We start from the raw sequence: 18,295 nt of genomic DNA on the forward strand, positions 1-18,295 counted from the left end.
AGCCCGATGTTTCGATTTTTCGAAGGTCTGATCGACCCTTACACACCCTACAAGGAAACTGATGTGCCGCCGACGCGGCTCTACCCGTTTTTGCGCGCCTATGCGCAACCGTTTATGGGGGTGTTTTACCTGACGGCAACCGTGTCCGTTGTGATCGCGGCGATCGAAATCTGGCTGCTAAGCTATCTTGGCCGGCTGGTTGATATGCTGACCGGCACACCCGAACAGGTTTGGATCAAAAACGGGACCGAACTGATTCTGGTTGCGATTTTTATCCTGACGCTGCGGCCCGCGATTTATGTTTTTCAGGTCCTCCTGCTAAATATCACGATCCTGCCGAATTTCGGAACATTGGTGCGATGGCGCGCGCATCGCCATGTTTTGCGGCAATCCGTTGGCTGGTTCGAGGATGATTTCGCGGGCCGGATCGCAAACCGGATCATGCAAACACCCCCCGCCGCGGGTGAGGTTGTGTTTCAACTGTTTGACGCAATTACATTTGCGCTGGCCTATGTGATCGGGGCCGCTGTCCTGCTGGGACAGGCTGATCTTTGGTTGATGGTGCCGCTCGCAATCTGGTTTGTGCCCTATCTGTTTTTGCTGCGCTGGGTTGTCCGGCGAATAGGCCCCGCGTCCGAGGCATCTTCAAATGCGCGCAGCGCGATCACGGGGCGGGTCGTTGATAGCTATACCAATATCCATTCGGTCAAGATGTTCGCGCACCACGACCGCGAAGTCGCCTATGCAAAAGACGCGATCGAAGAGGCGCGCCGTACGTTCCAGATTGAAATGCGCCTTTATACGATCATGGATATCGCGCTGATGTCGCTGAATGGTCTGCTGATCGTGGGTGTTGTCGGCTGGTCGATTTACCTTTGGATGCAAGGGGTTGCCTCTGTCGGTGTGGTCGCGGTTGCGACTTCGCTTGCGCTGCGGCTGAACGCGATGTCAGGCTGGATCATGTGGGCGGTCAGCAATTTCTTTCGCGAATTGGGCGTTGTGGCCGAGGGGATGAAAACCATCGCGCAGCCGATTACGCTGCTTGATGATGCGGATGCACCAGCGCTGAAATCCGCTGCGGGCGGGGTGCAGATCAGCAATCTTTCGCATCATTACGGCAAGGATTCCGGTGGTTTGGACAATATTAACCTTACCATTGCACCGGGTGAAAAGGTCGGGCTTGTCGGGCAATCGGGTGCCGGAAAATCAACCTTGGTAAAACTGCTATTGCGGTTTTACGATGCGGAATCCGGTCAGATTGCCATTGATGGGCAGAATATCGGCGCGGTGAGTCAGGAAAGCCTGCGCCGCGTGATCGGCATGGTGCAGCAGGATTCGTCGCTTTTGCACCGCTCTGTGCGCGAAAATATTCTTTATGGAAACCCGCAAGCGTCTGAAGAACAGATGATCAACGCCGCGCAACGCGCCGAGGCGCATGATTTTATTCAAGGGTTAGAGGATTCCGAAGGAAACAAAGGCTATGACGCGCGGGTTGGTGAACGCGGTGTGAAATTATCGGGCGGGCAGCGGCAACGGATTGCGCTGGCGCGGGTCATTCTAAAGGATGCGCCGATCTTGTTACTGGACGAAGCCACCAGCGCCCTAGATAGTGAAGTCGAAGCCGCGATCTTGCAGACGCTTTACGGCATGATGCAGGGCAAAACGGTGATCGCCATCGCGCACCGCCTTTCGACGATAGCGCAGATGGACCGCATTATCGTGATGGATCACGGGCGCATCATCGAGGATGGCACCCATGACGCATTGCTGGCGGCAGACGGGCAATACGCACGTTTTTGGGCGCGCCAATCCGGCGGGTTCCTTGGTGAAAAAGAGCAGGGCAAATAATGAAGCCGCAAAACTGGATTGATCCCACTGCGCCCGCCGTAGGACCGCCGCCACAAACGCTTTGGGCGTTCATGCGCTGGTGCATGAGCGGCGCCCTAAAGGTGGTGAGTTTGGCCGGAATAGTCTCTGCTTTGGCCGGCACTCTCGAGGTCGCAACGGCGCTGATGCTGGGCTGGGTGATCGACGCGGCGCTGGGCGGAACAGCCGCGACATATTTCACTGACAACATGCTGTTGCTGCTGGGCGTCACCGCGTTTTTTATCATCGTGCGGCCCGTTATTATGGGTTTGTCAGGGATGCTGCAAAACGTGGTGGTCGCGCCATCGCTGGGCAATCTTATTCTGTCGCGCTTGCACCGTCATTCGATCGGGCAATCGGTTACTTTCTTTGACGATGATTTTGCGGGCCGGATCGCGCAGAAACAAATGCAAGCTGCGCGCGCCGCAACAGATTTGGCCGTTGATATGATCCACACGGTTGCCTTTGCGCTGGCGTCACTGGTCGGGTCTGTCATCTTGCTGATGACAATTGACGGGCGGTCGGCGGGTTTGCTGGCGCTTTGGATCGTGGCCTATATCTGGATTGTGCGGTTCTTTATGCCGCGCATTCGGGCACGGTCGAAATCGCGGGCCGCGATGCGCGCGATGGTGACGGGGCAGGTTGTCGACACGATTACCAACATCAAAACCGTGAAACTTTTCGCGCATGACGCATTCGAAGACCGCGCTGCGCTTGAATCAATGGAAAATTTCCGCGTGCGGGCGGTTGAATACGGCTGGTTGTCGGCATCATTCCGGTTTTGGCTTATGGCTTTGGCGGGTACATTGCCGATTATTCTGGTTGGTGCCACGGTTTATTTCTGGACGCTTGGCGCGGCCTCGGCAGGCGATATTGCCGCTGCGGGTGCGATTTCTTTGCGACTGTCACAAATGACCGGTTGGGTCAGTTTTACGTTGATGGGCATGTATGCCAACGTGGGCGAGCTTGAGGACGCGATGAACACCCTTAGCCCGCCACATGCCTTGACCGATGCGCCGGACGCCACGCAGCTGGACGCCAAAAGAGGGGCGATTGTGCTGAAAAATGTCAGCTTTCGCTATGGCGGCGGGCCAGGCGGGCTTGATGGTGTGAATCTGTCGATCAAACCAGGTGAAAAACTGGGGCTTGTCGGGGCGTCCGGCGCGGGGAAATCGACCTTGGTTGCGCTTTTGTTGCGGCTTTATGATACCGAGGACGGCGCCGTGATGATTGACGGGCATGATGTGCGCGATGTCACCCAAGCCAGCTTGCGCAGCCAGATCGCGATGGTCACGCAAGAAACCGCGATGTTTAACCGCTCTGCCGTTGATAATATCCGCTATGGCAAACCAGCCGCGACGCAGGCCGAAATCGAAGCGGCTGCAATGCAGGCGGAAGCGCATGAATTTATCCAGCAGCTTGTCGATTACAAAGGGCGCACCGGCTATGCGGCGCATCTTGGCGAACGTGGCGTCAAACTGTCAGGCGGTCAACGTCAACGCGTCGCCATCGCCCGCGCCATTCTAAAAGACGCGCCTATTCTGGTTCTGGACGAGGCCACAAGTGCGCTTGATTCCGAGGTAGAATCGTCGATTCAGGTCGCGTTAGGGTCTATTATGGCCGATAAAACGGTCATCGCCATTGCGCACCGCCTGTCGACATTGGCGCAGATGGACCGGATCATCGTGCTTGACGCGGGGCGCATAGTTGAACAAGGAACGCACGAAGAACTGCTGGCCAAGAACGGGTTATACGCCCGCTATTGGGATCGGCAGTCAGGTGGTTTCATAGATGCGGCGGAATAAATGTTAACAATCGAAAGTCTGACACACCTTGGAATGGGGCGCGCATCGGATGGGCGGTCGTTATTGCCACGCGTTTTGCCCGGTGAAGAGGTTGACGTTGCCCAAGACGGTACCGTGCGGATTGTGACGCCATCGGCCGATCGCATTGCGGCCCCTTGTCGGCACTACAAATCCTGCGGTGGCTGCGCGATGCAGCACGCGACCGACGCATTTGTCGCAGATTGGAAGCTGGGTATCGTGCAAAAGGCGGTGCAGGCGCATGGGTTGACGCCAGAGTTTCGGCCTGTGCTGACATCGCCCGCGCAATCACGGCGCCGCGCGAAATTTTCGGGGCGGCGTACCAAAAAGGGCGCGATGGTCGGCTTTCATGGCCGCGCCTCGCATACATTATTCGCGGTGCCGGATTGCCAATTGGTCACGCCTGCGCTGCTTGATATCTTGCCAGCGCTTGAGGCGTTGACCGTTTTGGCCTGTTCGCGCAAAGGCGAAATTGACCTGACCGTGACAGAGGCGCCACTAGGCCCCGATGTTTTGGTGGCCACAGACAAAGACCTGACGCCGCAGTTGCGGATCGAAATGGCGGCATTTGCGAACCAGCACGGATTGTCGCGGCTGGTGTGGAACGATGAACCTGTCGTCACGATCAACCCCCCCGCACAGGACTTCGGCGGCACAAAGGTCACGCCACCACCCGGCGCATTCTTGCAGGCAACCAAACACGGCGAAACGATGCTGCTACAAGCGGTCGCGGAAATCACCGCCAAGGCACAGCGCGTCGTTGATCTGTTTGCGGGGTGCGGCACGTTTACACTACCGCTTGCCAAACGCGCAGAGGTGCACGCGGTCGAGGGCGAGGCAGAGATGCTTTCGGCGCTGGATCGTGGCTGGCGCGCTGGGCACGAGTTGCGCAAGGTGACGACAGAAACGCGCGATCTGTTCCGCCGCCCGCTTGAGCCTGATGAATTGCGCCATTTTGATACGGCTGTAATCGACCCGCCACGTGCAGGGGCAGAAGCGCAAATCGCGACGCTGGCCCGTTCGGAGATCAAGACAATCGCAATGGTGTCATGCAATCCGATCACATTCGCGCGGGATGCAAAAACGCTGGTGGATGCAGGGTTTGGCATGGGCTGGGTGCAAACCGTCGATCAATTCCGCTGGTCGCCGCATGTCGAAATGGTCGCATCATTTTCGCGAAAATGATGTCTTGTGCAAAATACTCCTACCTTTTGCCACAATTTCGGGCTAAAAATCTGGAAAACGGCGAAGACCGTGTAAGTAGGCAGTAGATATGATTTCAAGACGATCAGTGATGGTTGGCGCGGCCGCAGGATTGGCCGGATGCACGGCTGTTCCGCAACAATACACCGGCCCCGAAGTAACCCGCATTCAGGTGTTTAAAGCCGAACGCCGGATGCAATTGTTGCATGACCGGACGCTTTTGCGTGAATACGGATTCGAACTGGGATTCACACCCGTTGGCCATAAAGTCCACGAAGGCGATGGGCGCACCCCCGAGGGCGCATATCGCATTGATCGACGCAATCCGAACAGTCGCTATCATTTGTCGCTCGGGCTGTCTTATCCGGATGCGGATGACGTTTCTGTTGCGCGCGGTTTGGGGCTCAATCCGGGCGGTGACATCTTTATCCATGGCACGCCCGCTGAATGGGTCGGTCAAAAGGATTGGACATGGGGCTGCATTGCCATTTCAAATGCTGAAATGGATGAGGTCTATGCGATGGTGCAAACCGGCACTTTGGTGACGATCTACGCCTAGCCTGTCACGCTTGGGATCGGGCGGCTGACTGCAGGGTCGCTGCCGAAGTTCATGCACCACCAAAGCTTTCCGGCAGCTTCTTGATACCACGAAATCCCCATGGCGCGGGCGTTCGGATCCAATATCACGGTGCGTGTATCAGGTTGCCCCATCCACGCGGCCAGCGTTTGCAATTCGGATTCGTATGATTCTGAAATGTTTTCGCCCAACAGGCGCCCTTGGAAACCTGCGCGGCGCGCACGGTCAAGCGGGCTGGACCCGTCAGACCCAAACAGCCAAGGCCGGTTCTGAACCGACATATCGCGTGCATGTGTGGCGGCCGCAGCATTGAGCTGCGCATTGAGCTGCACAGGCGCAACCCCGGCCCGCGCCCGAAGCGAATTCACACTATCAAGCATGCGGAATTGAACGGCAGCAGCATCGGCATCGGTAATGCGATACACGGTTGCAACCGGCAACCCGTCGGCACCCAGCGGGCGTTGCGGTTCACAGGCGGCAAGCGTAGTTGCAGCCAATCCAAGAAGTAATGCGCGTCGGTCCATTCGTCACCTAATCCGGTTGTGTTTCACATCTTTATCGACATCAGAGCGACACTTCAAACCCACATCGCCCAGTTAACGTTTGTTTGAATTGCGGTGGCTGTCCTGACACATTAGATTGCAGCCTTGAACATAGTTTCGACCAGACCGGAGACCGCAATGAAAAACCAACTGTCACGCCGTGGATTTTTGGCGACCAGCGCTGCCATGATCGGCACTGGCGCTGTGGCGCAGACCGCCAATTCGACTGAAATAGAGCGCGATCTTTCCGGGCAGGTGCAGCGGAATATCTCGAGCTTTCGTTCGCTGGATTGGCAGCCCTATTTTAGCAACCTCAGCAACGGCGCGATTCTCGTCGATATCCAGTCGCGCGCGCTGCACTATTGGTCTGAAGATCAGTCGATTTACAAATTGTACCCGACAAGCGTGCCATTGACCGATGACCTGACGCGCACAGGGCGGACAGAAATTACGCGCAAGGTCGTAGGGCCAAGCTGGGCACCGACCCCAGCGATGCGGATCCGCAACCCCGAATGGCCTGAATTCATCGGTCCAGGTCCGGATAACCCGTTGGGGTCACATGCGCTTTATCTGTCATGGCAATACTACCGTATCCACGGCACCCACGATACGCGCAAGATCGGCCGCCGTTCGTCAAACGGGTGTATTGGCCTGTATAATGAACAGATTGAAGAACTATACGGCTATGCGCAGATCGGCACGCAGGTCTTGCTGATCTAAGAGCTGAAACGCCTGATCAACCACATGCCGATGCGGGATGTGCGGCGCTTTGGCCGCAGCCCAGGCGGGGTGTAGACGGGTTTTGCGGGGGCTTGCGTTTGCGCCCGCGTCTTACCGCTATTGACGATTTTGGATGTCTCTTCGTTGAACTCAAGCACCCAGTCGGGGATTTCCTTGACGGGTGTTTCGATCTTGTGATCCTCAGGCTCCTGTTCAACCGTTTTCGAATTGCGCACATATTCGTTGGTCTCGGACACCAGCCGCGTCAATGTTTGGCCAAGACTGCTATCAGACTGCGCCAATATCAGCGGTTTGATCCGCTCGCTTTGGTTGCCATCGATCAGGTCCATCCATTCGCGCGCCGATTGTAGCCGGTCTTTGGGCAGAATTTTCATGGCCTTGTCGATCGCAGCAAGAAAAGCGGGTTCGTATTCGTCAAACCGACCCGCAAGCGGCGCACATGGATCAGGGTTCTGTCCCGCGAATTCTGCCATTCTGGTCTGGCTGTTCGGCGGCGCCACGCCCGAAATCAGATGATAGAAAGTGGCGGCAAGCGCATAAAGATCGCTGCAAGGGCTTTGTTTTCCGCCGGCAAAATAGAACTCCTGTGGGGAATAACCGTCTTTGACAACCAAAACCGCCGAAAGTTCGCGGGTTTCGCGGCTTGCTTCTTCGCGGGCGGCGCCGAAATCGATCAGAACCGGATTTCCCCACTTATCCAACAAGATATTGTCAGGTGAAATATCGCGGTGCAGCAAATCCCGACGGTGGACACTATCAACCGCATCCAGCAATTTGATCAGGATTTCCTGAATTTGCGCGGGTCTGAGTTTTTGGTCACCTTTCTTAATTATATCAAGAAGATCGCGCCCCTCAATCAGATCAAGGACCATATAGGCGGTGTCGTTGTCTTCAAAAATGCGGTGCACACCAACGACATTCGGGTGGCGCAGTTTTGCAATTGTGCGCGCTTCACGCATGAACATCGTGACGATTGACCGGTATTTTTCGTAATGCTGGTCCGACCGCACATAGACGCTTTTGCCATCGCGACGGCAGAACACTTCGGGGTAGCATTCCTTGATCACGACATTGCGGCCAAGGTAGTTGTCATTCGCAAGATAGGTGATGCCAAAGCCGCCGTTCCCAAGTCGCCCCTTGATTGTGAACTGGTCACCAAGCAATGAGGTTCCATTGGGAAGCGCTTCGCCCTTTGTGGCCGAATTGGTCAGGTTTTTTGAAGCCGCTGCCGTCGTCATAAATCACCAAAAACCTGCGCCGAAACAATAGCGCGTTCAAAAAATTCAACCCTGAACATAAGCGAAGAATGTGGTGGCAATGGGGCCAGCAAGCAAAAAATCGCCTATGTCAGGTGCAGAATATCGACAATAGCCGCTATTCTACCTGAATTGTGTCAGTATTTGCCCATATGAACGCGAGATTCAAGAATTAATTGCGCTTGTAGAAAAGACTGATTCTATGCCACCCAACCCTGCAAGTTGCGGGTGATTACTGCAGATAGTGCGTCAATATGTGCCGGATCATCGTTCAGGCAGGGGATATAGGTAAAATCTGTCCCACCCGCCTCTTCAAAGCTTTCTTTGATCTCTTCGTTGATTTCTTCCAGCGTTTCAATGCAATCGGCAGAAAACGCAGGGGCGCAAACGGCGATGTTCTTGATGCCATCCTCGCGGGCCAGCCGCGCGACCTCTTCGACGGTATAGGGTTTTAGCCATTCTTCGGGGCCGAATTTCGATTGGAACGCTGTTACGATCTGGCTGTCGTCCCACCCCAACCGTTCTTTCAAAAGCCGCGTCGTTTTCTGGCATTGACAGTGATAGGGATCGCCTTCGCGCAAATAGCGTTCAGGCACACCGTGGTAGGAACAGATCAGCTTTTCCGGTTTTTGATCCGCCCCCGCATAGGCGCGTTCAATGGATTGCGCCAGCGCGTCGATATAGGCGGGATCTTCGAAATAGGGTTCAACAACGCGGGCGATGGGTTGCTGTTTTTGGTCGATCAAGGCGCGGAAAAATTGGTCGTTCGCGGTGGCCGATGTTGGCCCCGCGTAATGCGGATAAAGCGGAAAGAACAGGATTTTGGTGCAGCCTGCGGCAACCATTTCTGCAACCTTTGATTTGGTCGACGGGTTGCCATAGCGCATGCAGAAATCAACCAAGACCTTATCGCCATAGGCCTCTGTCATCTTGGCCTTAATCGCTGCGGTTTGCTGTTTGGTGATGGTCAGCAACGGGCTTTCGTCAGCGTCATTGTTCCAGATTGACCGATACGCCGCGCCTGATTTTGACGGGCGCGTCGTCAGGATAATCAGCTGCAAGATCGGTTGCCAACGCCACGCGGGGTAATCGACTACGCGTTTGTCGGACAGAAATTCGCTAAGGTAGCGGCGCATGGGCCAATAATTGGTTGAATCGGGCGTGCCGAGATTGGCCAACAAGATCCCGATCTTTGCGGGCTTGATCGCAGGATGGTCTTTGGGCGCGTGCGCCGGACGGGTTGCTGGCTGGGATGTGTCGGACATTGGCATCACCTTTGGCTGGAATTTGGTTAGGTATCGGACGGATCAAGCGGCGTTTCAACCGCGCCAAGCGCATCGGCTAATCGCGTGCGCGCGCTGCCGGGCCGCAGGGGCTGTTGTTGCCCGTCACCGGGCGCCCAACCTGTCAGAGTGATCAATTCAAACGTGGCATCCACGCGCCCGTCATCATTGCTGAAATGTTCGGCATAGATGCTGGCGGTTTCGGTCATCACATTGCGCCGTGTCATGTGTTTGATCCGGTCGGCCATCGCGTTCGTTTCGCCCATCTTGCGCAGGTCGTGCATCAGGTGGAACGCGTTCATATAGCTTGCGGTCAGCGGTGTGCCGTCAGCCACCGGCAGCGCAAAGCCCGCCCGCTGCAAAAGCGCGCCCAGATCACGAATTTCACCCATCGGCGCGATGCGCGGGGAAATTCCGCCGGCGACGATTGCTTCGGCTTCAGCCAGTGACGCGCGCAATTCGTGCAATGTTTGCCCGCCAAGGAACCCGCACAGCAAAAGCCCGTCGGGTTGCAGCGCGTGGCGGCATTGCACCAATTGCCCGACAGGATCATTCGCCCAATGTAGCGCCATTACATGCAGCACAAGATCATGCGCGCCAGGTGCCAGCGCCAGAACCTCGTCATCTGCAACAATCGTGGCATCAGGAAACGCCTGCGCCCAAAAATCGGGAAAGCCGGTCACAATCGCGACGGACGTAAAGGTTCTGTTAACCTCGTTCAGTCTTTCATGCAGCTCAGCGGCCAATGTGTCGTGCAAGAACAATGCGTCGGCATCTGCGCGGGCGCGGTTGCGTTGCAGGGCGGGGCGGTCAAACAGGGTGGGCATCTTTTCCATGCCCCCCATCTAGGGTGCAATTATGCGAATGCAAAGCGTGATCAGAGCAATATACCCTGCGCAATGCGTCGCATGTGATGCGCAAACCGAAAGCGAATTCGGATTATGTGGCGCCTGCTGGCGTGAAACGCGGTTCATCGGTGGGGTGATTTGTGATCGTTGTGGCACGCCTTTGCCCGGTGATACGCCGGATGAAATGCTGCAATGCGATGACTGCATGAAAGTCGCCCGCCCGTGGGATCACGGGCGCGCGGCGCTTGTTTACACAGGGGTCGGGCGGCGGCTGGTGCTGGGGCTGAAACACGGGGATCGCACAGATCTGGCACGGCCTGCCGCGCATTGGATGGCGCGGGTGGTGCGGCCTTTGGTGCAGGCAGACAGCGTTTTGGTGCCCGTGCCGCTGCATTGGACGCGGCGGGTGCGGCGACGCTATAATCAGGCGGCATTGCTGGCATTGGCGCTGGGCAGGGTGTTGGAAGTACCGACCTGCGCCGATGCGCTCTTGCGGCCCAAAAAGACCAAACCGCTAGAGGGGCACAGCCGTGATGCGCGTTTTGCGGCGCTATCGGGGGCGATCACGAACAATCCTAAACGTGCAGGCGCTATCGCAGGCAAATCGGTGCTTTTGGTGGATGATGTGATGACCTCTGGCGCGACACTTGCCGCCGCAACCGAGGCCGCAATGCAGGCCGGTGCCAGAAATGTGTCAATTGTTACGCTGGCAAGGGTGGCCAAAGACGCCTAAATACATCCCGACGGATAAAGGATGACCACGATGAGCACTGTCGAGATCTACACAAAAGCCACCTGCGGATTTTGCCATATGGCGAAACGGTTGCTTTCAGCCAAAGGTGTGAGCTTTGCCGAAGTTGATATTCTCAAGCAACCCAAGCGCCGCGCCGAAATGATTCAGCGCGCCAATGGCCGCAGCACGGTGCCGCAGATTTTTATTGCGGGCAAACATATCGGCGGCTGCGATGATTTGATGATGCTTGATCGCAATGGCAAGTTGGATGCTATGCTGGCGGCATGAAAACCGCCATCTTACAGCTAAATAGCAGCGATAACCCCGCGCAGAACCTGAACGATACGCTTGCGCTGGTTGCGCAAGCAGCCGCGCAGGGTGCGGGGTTTGTGCTGACGCCAGAGGTGACAAACTGCGTTTCCATGGACCGCGACCACCAGCAAAGCGTCTTGCAGAATGAGGCGGATGATCGCACGCTTGCGGGGCTTTGCGCCGCGGCAAAGGCGCATCGGATATGGCTGTCGATCGGATCACTTGCGCTAAAAACGGATGATCCCGACGGGCGCTTTGCCAACCGGTCCTTTGTGATTGATCCCATGGGCGAGATCGTTGCGCGCTACGACAAAATCCACATGTTCGACGTGACAATCTCCGACAGCGAATCCTACAAAGAATCAGCGGGTTACAGACCAGGCAGTCGTGCCGTTGTTGCGCAAACGCCCTTTGGCGCGCTGGGGTTAAGTATTTGTTTCGATCTGCGCTTCCCCTATCTTTATCGCGCTTTGGCGCAAAGCGGCGCAGAAATCCTGCTGGTGCCCTCGGCGTTTTCGCCTGCGACGGGTGCTGCGCATTGGGAACCGCTTTTGCGTGCAAGGGCGATTGAAACAGGGTCTTATGTGCTAGCCGCTGCGCAGACGGGCACCCATGCCGCAATCACGGGTCGGACGCGCCAAACATATGGGCATTCGCTCGCAATTTCGCCTTGGGGCGAGGTGTTGGCGGATTCCGGCACAGTGGCGGGGATCACAATGGTTGATATTGATCGCACAAAAGTGGCACAAAGCCGCAAACGTATCGCGGCCCTTTCATTTGATCGGGCCTTTGAAGGTCCCTGATGTCCGAAAGCAATAAAAACCTTGCCGTGACGCTCTTTAGCGAGATTCTGGTCGTTGATCAGTTGGCGCGCGCAAGCGTGGCGCGGGTTCTGCCCAAGGGGATGGAGCTGTCGCATTTTTCGGTGCTGAACCAGTTGGCCCATGCGGGCGTGGAACGCACACCGGCCCAGCTGGCCAAGACATTTCACCTGACCCGTGGCGCAATGACTAATACGCTTGCCAAGCTCGAACGCGCAGGTTGGGTGCATGTGCGGCCTGATTGGGATGATGCGCGGCGCAAACTGGTTTCAATCAGCCCCGCCGGTCAATCGGCGCGCGATGTGGCGCTGGATGTCATCGCGCCGCTAATCGCCGAGGTCGTGAACACAGTGGGCGCTGACAAAGTGCGCAGCGCACTGCCGGTCCTGCGCGAAATGCGGGTTAAGCTAAGCGAGATAGAATAGTCGCTGCTAGGTGACAGGTTTTATGGCCGCTGTGACGTAGTTCACAGAAAGGTCCCTGTCCGAAATAGCCCATGTAAACCGCGCAAAATTGAACACAAACCCCTTGCGGTCGACGGGCGTTAGCCCTGCATTCGCGATCAGCGCATATAATTCATCCGGCGTAATAAATTTTGCCCATTCATGGGTGCCTTTGGGCAGCCAACGCATGATCCATTCGGCGCCGATAATGGCCATGCCAAATGATTTTGCGTTGCGGTTGATGGTCGAACAAATCTGGATGCCGCCGGGTTTGAGAAGTTGCTTGCACGCCGTCAGGAACCCAAGCGGGTCTGCGACATGTTCGATGACCTCCATATTCAGGACCACATCAAACTGTTCACCATCAGCGGCCAGCGATTCAGCCGTTACAAAACGGTAATCGATATTTAGACCTGATTGCGCCGCGTGGACCTTTGCGACGGCGATGTTGCGCTCTGCCGCGTCGGCCCCGACGATCGTCGCCCCTAGCCGCGCCATCGGTTCGCACAGCAAACCGCCGCCGCAGCCGATATCAAGAATACGCAGCCCTTTGAACGGTGCGGGCTGCGACAGATCACGCCCGAATTCACCGGCGATCTGCCGCGTAATGTAATCCAAACGCACAGGATTCATCATGTGCAACGGCTTGAACTTCCCGTCTAAATCCCACCATTCTGCGGCCATAGCCTCGAATTTGGCGATCTCGGACGGGTCGACGGTATTGGTGGCAGACATGTGCTGGCTCCGGATGGTCAGGGCATTGTAGGTGGGATATAGGGTGATTATGGATAAAACCGTAGGACAAAAAAGCGCATACGCGTATCTTTACCCCGCTTTGGAACCGTTCGCGCGGCAAATGCTGGACGTGGGCGACGGGCATACGGTCTATTTTGAACAATGCGGGAACCCTGATGGCATCCCCGTTGTTGTCTTGCATGGCGGCCCGGGCGGTGGCTGTAGCCCTGCGATGCGGCGCTATTTTGACCCCGCAGTTTACCGGATTGTTCTGTTTGACCAGCGCGGCTGTGGCAGATCGCGGCCCCATGCAAGCGTCACGGCCAATACAACATGGCATTTGGTTGCGGATATCGAACTGATCCGCCGCACACTCGGAATTGATCGCTGGGTTGTCTTTGGCGGCAGTTGGGGCGCGACATTGGCGCTGATCTATGCGCAGGCCCATCCGGAATGCGTGCGCGCGCTGGCCTTGCGGGGTGTGTTCTTGATGACGCAGCCAGAACTGGATTGGTTTTACGGCGGGGGCGCGGGGCGATTCTGGCCCGAATTATGGGATGCGTTTGCATCGCTGATACCCGCGGATGAACAGGACAACTTTGTTGCCGCCTATCACAAACGCCTGTTCAGCGGTGATCGCGCCCAAGAGGTAAAGTTTGCCCGCGCATGGACGCTTTGGGAAAATGCGCTTGCCGCGATGGGCAGCGACGGTGTGTCGGGCGAGGCACCAGCAGAATACGCGCGCGCATTTGCGCGGCTTGAAAACCATTATTTTGTGAATGGCGGTTTTCTGGATGCGTCACAACAGATCCTGCATTCGTCGCAAATGGCCAAAATCGCGGATATCCCCGGCGTGATCGTGCAAGGACGGTATGACATGATTTGTCCGCCGCATGCGGCCTATCAGCTTGCACAATCTTGGAAAAGCGCGCAGTTGACCATGGTAGCGCAAGCCGGACACGCATTGTCAGAACCCGGCATCAGCGCGGCGCTTGTCCGCAGTATGGATCAATTCGGCGCCACACAGAGCTTCACCGGGCTTTAGGGTTTACACGCTATCTCAGGCCGTTAGGGTGGGGTGCGGCTATTTGGGAAAACGATACTTTGGACACCGTCCTTAAGATTATCTTGCAGCGCCTTGCGCTGGGCATAGTTACCCTACTGATTGTATCTGTGGTCATTTTCATTGCCGTGAATATGTTGCCTGGGGATTTTGCGCAGGCGATCCTTGGTCAGGGCGCAACCGAAGAATCTGTTGCCGCGATCCGCCGCGATCTGGGTTTGGACCAACCGCTAGTGACGCGGTATTTTGGCTGGCTTGCGGGTGTTGTGCAGGGTGATTTCGGGTCCAGCTTTGCCAGCGCGAATGCCGCCAGTTTTAGCGGCACGACCTCTGGCACGACCACGGTTGCCCAGCAAATTGCGCCGCGTTTTGGCAATACGATGTTTCTGGCCGCTGTGACTGCCGCCTTTGCCGTGCCATTGGCAGTGGGATTGGGCATTCTGGCTGCGCTTTACCGCAATTCAGTGTTCGACCGCGCCACGAACATCTTCACGCTTACATCTATCTCAAGCCCCGAATTCTTTCTTGCCTATGTGCTGATCTTGTTTCTGGCAGTGCTGAACCCGATCTTTCCATCGCTTTCAAACATCTATGACGGGATGGCGTTTGGCGAACGGTTGAACAAATCCATGCTGCCCGCGCTGGTGCTGACGCTGGTCGTCACCGCGCATATGATGCGGATGACGCGTGCCGCGATTATTAACCTTCTTGCCAGCCCCTATATCGAAATGGCGCGGCTAAAGGGCATGTCGCCGATGCGCGTGATCGTGAAACATGCGCTACCAAATGCACTTGCACCGATCATTAACGTCGTTGCGTTGAACCTTGCCTATCTGATCACGGGTGTTGTCGTGGTCGAAGTGGTATTTGTTTATCCCGGTATTGGGCAGCTGTTCGTAGACAGTGTGAAAACCCGCGATATTCCAGTGGTGCAAGCCTGCTGCATGATCTTTGCAGCCGCCTATATTCTTTTGAACCTGACGGCTGACATCATGTCGATCCTGTCCAACCCGCGCCTGAGGCATCCGAAATGATTTTATGGATCGCAGCGACATTGATCGGCATGGGCGCATTGGCTTGGGCGTTCCGCTATGCAGGGCAGCAGATCACCAATCAGGCGCCAAAGTTTCGCGATATGCCGTTTGGTGTGGCTTATGGCTATGTGCTTGCGGCGTTTTGTTTAGGCTGGCTGGTCTGGGCCTATATGCAAGGGCGCAGCAGTGATCTTGCGACTGCGAATAAATTCTTCTTTTTGCGGATCGGTATTGAAGGTTTCATCATCTTCGCGATCGCGGCCTATCTGTTTCGTTTGGCGGGGCGCAGTATTGGCACTGCTTGGACCCGCAAGATGTTCCGTGAGATGCCACTGACTGCGGCTTTTGGGATCTTGATAATCCTGATCTACGCATTTGTTGCGATTTTTGCTGGCCAAATACCTGCAAAGTTTATTGCCTATTCTGCCAGTCTTGGCCTTATTCTATGCATTGGGTTGTTCTTGGTTGGGGCTCCAGAGAAGAGGGTTCAGGCGATAGGTATCGTTGCGGTGGCCTTTGCCCTGACTCTCGCAATGTACTTTATTGGGCCGATAGCCCCTTACGGCCAAGAGCAAATCATTCCGGGTGTGGCCGCGAATATTACGCCGGGCGGTGATCCTGCGCTGGGCGGCAATCCTGATTTCCCCCTGGGAACAGATCAAATTGGCCGCGATATCCTTAGTCGTCTGATCTATGGCGCGCAAAATACCGTTGGCATTGCCTTTGCGACAACCTTTCTTGCGTTTTTGCTTGGCGGTACGTTTGGATTTCTGGCTGCGACATTTGGCGGTTGGTTGGATCAGATCCTGTCGCGGATGGTGGATGTGCTGATGGCCATTCCTTCGCTGATCTTTGCGCTGTTGCTGATGACAATCGCCAGCGTCTGGGCACCGCGTTTGGGGATTCCGCTGACCGTATTCATGGTGCTGATTATCGCGGTAATCGACAGCACCCGCGTCTTCCGCCTGTCGCGTGCTGTTGGACAAAACATCGTAGTGATGGATTATATCGAGGCCGCGAAACTGCGCGGTGAAGGGTTTGGTTACATCATCTTTAAAGAAATTCTGCCCAATGCCACGGCGCCCCTGCTTGCCGAATTCGGGCTGCGCTTTTGCTTTGTCTTTTTGACCATCGCGGCGCTGTCATTTCTTGGCGTGGGTATCCAGCCGCCGCTGGCCGATTGGGGCACGATGGTGCGCGACCTTGCCGGCTTTGTGAATTACGCGCAGTTTGCGCCGATGGCCGCGACCGCACCGCTTTTGGCGGCGGGGGCGATTGCGTTGCTGACAGTTGCCGTCAATTTTGTGGTGGACTGGATGCTGCATAAATCATCGGGGCTTAAGGAATGATTGAACCGCTTCTGAAAATGCGCGGCGTCAAGATCGAAGGCCGCAGCGACGATAAATGGAACCCGATTATCAACGGGGTGAATCTGACCTTGAACCGCGGCGAGGTGCTGGGCCTGATTGGTGAATCCGGTGCGGGCAAATCCACGTTGGGGCTGGCTGCGATGGGCTATACCCGCGATGGCGTGCGGATCAGCGGCGGCAGCGTCGAATTTGACGGGATTGATCTGCTGACGGCATCCGCTGCGGTCAAACGCGACCTGTTGGGCAAACGCATCGCCTATGTCGCGCAATCCGCCGCCGCCAGCTTTAACCCCGCCCACCGTCTGATCGACCAGCACGTCGAAGCCCCGATGCAGCACGGCCTTATGGACCGCTCCGAGAGCGAAGAAGACGGGATGGACCTGTATCGCAAGTTGCGGCTGCCGAATCCCGATGAAATCGGCTTTCGCTATCCGCATCAGGTGTCGGGCGGGCAACTGCAGCGCGCGATGACCGCAATGGCGATGTCATGCCGCCCTGATCTGATTATCTTTGATGAACCGACAACCGCGCTGGACGTGACGACCCAGATCGAGGTGCTTTCGGCAATTCGCGATATCGTGACGCGTTTTCGCACGGCGGCGATCTATATCACCCATGATTTGGCCGTTGTCGCGCAGATGTCGGACCGGATTAAGGTGCTGCTAAAGGGTGACGAGGTCGAAACATCTGACACCCGCACGATGCTAAGCGCGCCGACGGAAGAATACACAAAATCGCTTTGGGCTGTGCGTAGCTTCTTGCGCCCAGCGAAACCCGCGGTTGTGACGGGAACGGTGCCACAGCTTAGCATCAAAAACGTTGATGCTGCCTATGGCGACACACCTGTTTTGCATGATGTGAGTTTTGATATGCATGCTGGACGCACTGTTGCGGTCGTTGGTGAATCTGGTTCAGGGAAATCCACGACAGCGCGGTGTATCACAGGGCTATTGCCGCCGACTGCAGGACAGATTTTGCTTGAAGGTGAAGAACTGCCAGCCAGTTATAAAAAGCGTAGCAAGGATCAGTTGCGACAGATCCAGATGATTTACCAGATGGCCGATACCGCGCTGAACCCGCGTATGTCGATTGGCCAGATCATAGGACGGCCTGTGCAGTTCTATCTGGGGCTTACGGGGGCCGCGAAACGCAAACGCGTTGATCAGCTACTTAATCAAATCGAACTGGAACCATCTGAATATTTTAACCGTCTGCCTTCCGAATTATCGGGGGGGCAAAAACAGCGGATCGGGATCGCCCGCGCCTTGGCCGCAGAGCCCAAGTTCATCATCTGTGACGAGGTCACATCGGCGCTTGACCAACTGGTCGCCGAAGGGATTTTGCGGCTTTTGGCGGATTTGCAAGATGATCTGGGTCTGTCCTATATGTTTATCACGCATGATCTGGCTACGGTGCGCGCAATCGCCGATGAGGTCGTCGTGATGAAAGACGGGCGCGTTGTCGAACAAGGGCCAAAGGCCGAAATGTTCACGCCGCCGCACCACGCCTATACGGATTTACTGTTAAGTTCGGTGCCGGAAATGGATCCGGACTGGTTAACCAATGTGCTTAAAGAACGCGGAGTTGATAACATCGGCGACGCAGCTGTTGATAAGATGTAACACGAATCGCCCATCTTCGGATG

The 18,295-nt window shown here is 56.2% G+C and carries 18 protein-coding genes; 13 read left to right on the top strand and 5 right to left on the bottom strand.

Translation table 11 applies throughout. The features are described 5' to 3' along the window. Positions 1-6 precede the first annotated feature (6 nt). The 4 genes from BM320_RS13510 to BM320_RS13525 all read left to right on the top strand — a co-directional run bounded on the left by BM320_RS13510 (position 7) and on the right by BM320_RS13525 (position 5,451). A complete protein-coding gene (locus BM320_RS13510; RefSeq protein ID WP_090201141.1) occupies positions 7-1,848 on the top strand; it encodes an ABC transporter ATP-binding protein in 1,842 nt (613 codons plus the stop codon). Then, positions 1,848-3,671 (top strand): ABC transporter ATP-binding protein, encoded by a 1,824-nt coding sequence (locus BM320_RS13515; protein WP_090201143.1) that lies wholly within the window; start codon positions 1,848-1,850, stop codon positions 3,669-3,671. Before BM320_RS13510 ends, BM320_RS13515 begins: the two co-directional genes overlap by 1 nt. Next, a complete protein-coding gene (locus tag BM320_RS13520; protein ID WP_090201145.1) occupies positions 3,672-4,874 on the top strand; it encodes a class I SAM-dependent RNA methyltransferase in 1,203 nt (400 codons plus the stop codon). It abuts the gene before it with no gap. A gap of 88 nt (positions 4,875-4,962) precedes the next feature. Continuing rightward, on the top strand, positions 4,963-5,451 hold the full coding sequence (locus BM320_RS13525) for a L,D-transpeptidase family protein (RefSeq protein WP_207496919.1): 489 nt from the start codon (positions 4,963-4,965) through the stop codon (positions 5,449-5,451). Here the strand turns inward: BM320_RS13525 and dalA are convergent. Then, positions 5,448-5,993 carry a divisome-associated lipoprotein DalA gene (gene dalA / locus BM320_RS13530; RefSeq protein ID WP_090201146.1) on the bottom strand — a complete coding sequence of 182 codons (546 nt, stop codon included), beginning with the start codon at positions 5,991-5,993 and terminating at the stop codon, positions 5,448-5,450. The genes BM320_RS13525 and dalA overlap by 4 nt on opposite strands. A gap of 156 nt (positions 5,994-6,149) precedes the next feature. On the opposite strand from dalA, the gene BM320_RS13535 reads away from it, so the two are divergent. Next, positions 6,150-6,731: a L,D-transpeptidase gene (locus BM320_RS13535; protein WP_090201148.1), complete on the top strand. Its 582-nt coding sequence runs from the start codon at positions 6,150-6,152 to the stop codon at positions 6,729-6,731. Here the strand turns inward: BM320_RS13535 and BM320_RS13540 are convergent. The 3 genes from BM320_RS13540 to BM320_RS13550 form a co-directional block, all read right to left on the bottom strand. Further along, entirely contained in the window at positions 6,728-7,990 is a 1,263-nt protein-coding gene (locus BM320_RS13540) for a serine/threonine protein kinase (RefSeq protein ID WP_090201150.1), read from the bottom strand. The genes BM320_RS13535 and BM320_RS13540 overlap by 4 nt on opposite strands. 218 nt (positions 7,991-8,208) lie before the next feature. Then, positions 8,209-9,273, bottom strand: coding sequence for a ferrochelatase (gene hemH, locus BM320_RS13545; RefSeq protein ID WP_090201152.1), 1,065 nt, complete (start codon positions 9,271-9,273; stop codon positions 8,209-8,211). Positions 9,274-9,299: 26 nt separating this feature from the next. Continuing rightward, entirely contained in the window at positions 9,300-10,127 is an 828-nt protein-coding gene (locus BM320_RS13550; RefSeq protein WP_375342075.1) for a methyltransferase domain-containing protein, read from the bottom strand. Between the two features lie 22 nt (positions 10,128-10,149). On the opposite strand from BM320_RS13550, the gene BM320_RS13555 reads away from it, so the two are divergent. The 4 genes from BM320_RS13555 to BM320_RS13570 are packed head-to-tail and all read left to right on the top strand — an operon-like array spanning position 10,150 to position 12,430. Then, positions 10,150-10,872 (top strand): double zinc ribbon domain-containing protein, encoded by a 723-nt coding sequence (locus BM320_RS13555; RefSeq protein WP_090201155.1) that lies wholly within the window; start codon positions 10,150-10,152, stop codon positions 10,870-10,872. 30 nt (positions 10,873-10,902) lie between these two features. Then, positions 10,903-11,160: a glutaredoxin 3 gene (gene grxC, locus BM320_RS13560; RefSeq protein ID WP_090201567.1), complete on the top strand. Its 258-nt coding sequence runs from the start codon at positions 10,903-10,905 to the stop codon at positions 11,158-11,160. After that, positions 11,157-11,987 (top strand): carbon-nitrogen hydrolase family protein, encoded by an 831-nt coding sequence (locus BM320_RS13565; RefSeq protein ID WP_090201157.1) that lies wholly within the window; start codon positions 11,157-11,159, stop codon positions 11,985-11,987. The genes grxC and BM320_RS13565 overlap by 4 nt, the downstream gene beginning before the upstream one ends. Then, positions 11,987-12,430 carry a MarR family winged helix-turn-helix transcriptional regulator gene (locus BM320_RS13570; RefSeq protein WP_090201160.1) on the top strand — a complete coding sequence of 148 codons (444 nt, stop codon included), beginning with the start codon at positions 11,987-11,989 and terminating at the stop codon, positions 12,428-12,430. The genes BM320_RS13565 and BM320_RS13570 overlap by 1 nt, the downstream gene beginning before the upstream one ends. Before the next feature lie 6 nt (positions 12,431-12,436). Here the strand turns inward: BM320_RS13570 and ubiG are convergent, their stop codons facing one another. Then, positions 12,437-13,183, bottom strand: coding sequence for a bifunctional 2-polyprenyl-6-hydroxyphenol methylase/3-demethylubiquinol 3-O-methyltransferase UbiG (ubiG, locus tag BM320_RS13575; RefSeq protein ID WP_090201162.1), 747 nt, complete (start codon positions 13,181-13,183; stop codon positions 12,437-12,439). 49 nt (positions 13,184-13,232) lie between these two features. Here ubiG and pip point away from each other — a divergent pair, with 49 nt between their 5' ends. The 4 genes from pip to BM320_RS13595 are packed head-to-tail and all read left to right on the top strand — an operon-like array spanning position 13,233 to position 18,272. Then, complete coding sequence (gene pip, locus BM320_RS13580) at positions 13,233-14,228, top strand: prolyl aminopeptidase (protein WP_090201164.1); 996 nt, start codon at positions 13,233-13,235, stop codon at positions 14,226-14,228. A 59-nt stretch (positions 14,229-14,287) separates the two neighbouring features. Beyond that, a complete protein-coding gene (locus BM320_RS13585; protein ID WP_090201165.1) occupies positions 14,288-15,280 on the top strand; it encodes an ABC transporter permease in 993 nt (330 codons plus the stop codon). After that, positions 15,280-16,629, top strand: a complete 1,350-nt coding sequence (locus tag BM320_RS13590) for an ABC transporter permease (RefSeq protein ID WP_375342079.1) — start codon at positions 15,280-15,282, stop codon at positions 16,627-16,629. The genes BM320_RS13585 and BM320_RS13590 overlap by 1 nt, the downstream gene beginning before the upstream one ends. Further along, entirely contained in the window at positions 16,626-18,272 is a 1,647-nt protein-coding gene (locus BM320_RS13595) for an ABC transporter ATP-binding protein (protein ID WP_090201167.1), read from the top strand. The genes BM320_RS13590 and BM320_RS13595 overlap by 4 nt, the downstream gene beginning before the upstream one ends. The last annotated feature ends 23 nt before the right edge of the window (positions 18,273-18,295 follow it).

It is taken from the genome of Yoonia tamlensis, from assembly GCF_900115105.1.
Classification (GTDB): Bacteria; Pseudomonadota; Alphaproteobacteria; order Rhodobacterales; family Rhodobacteraceae; genus Yoonia; species Yoonia tamlensis.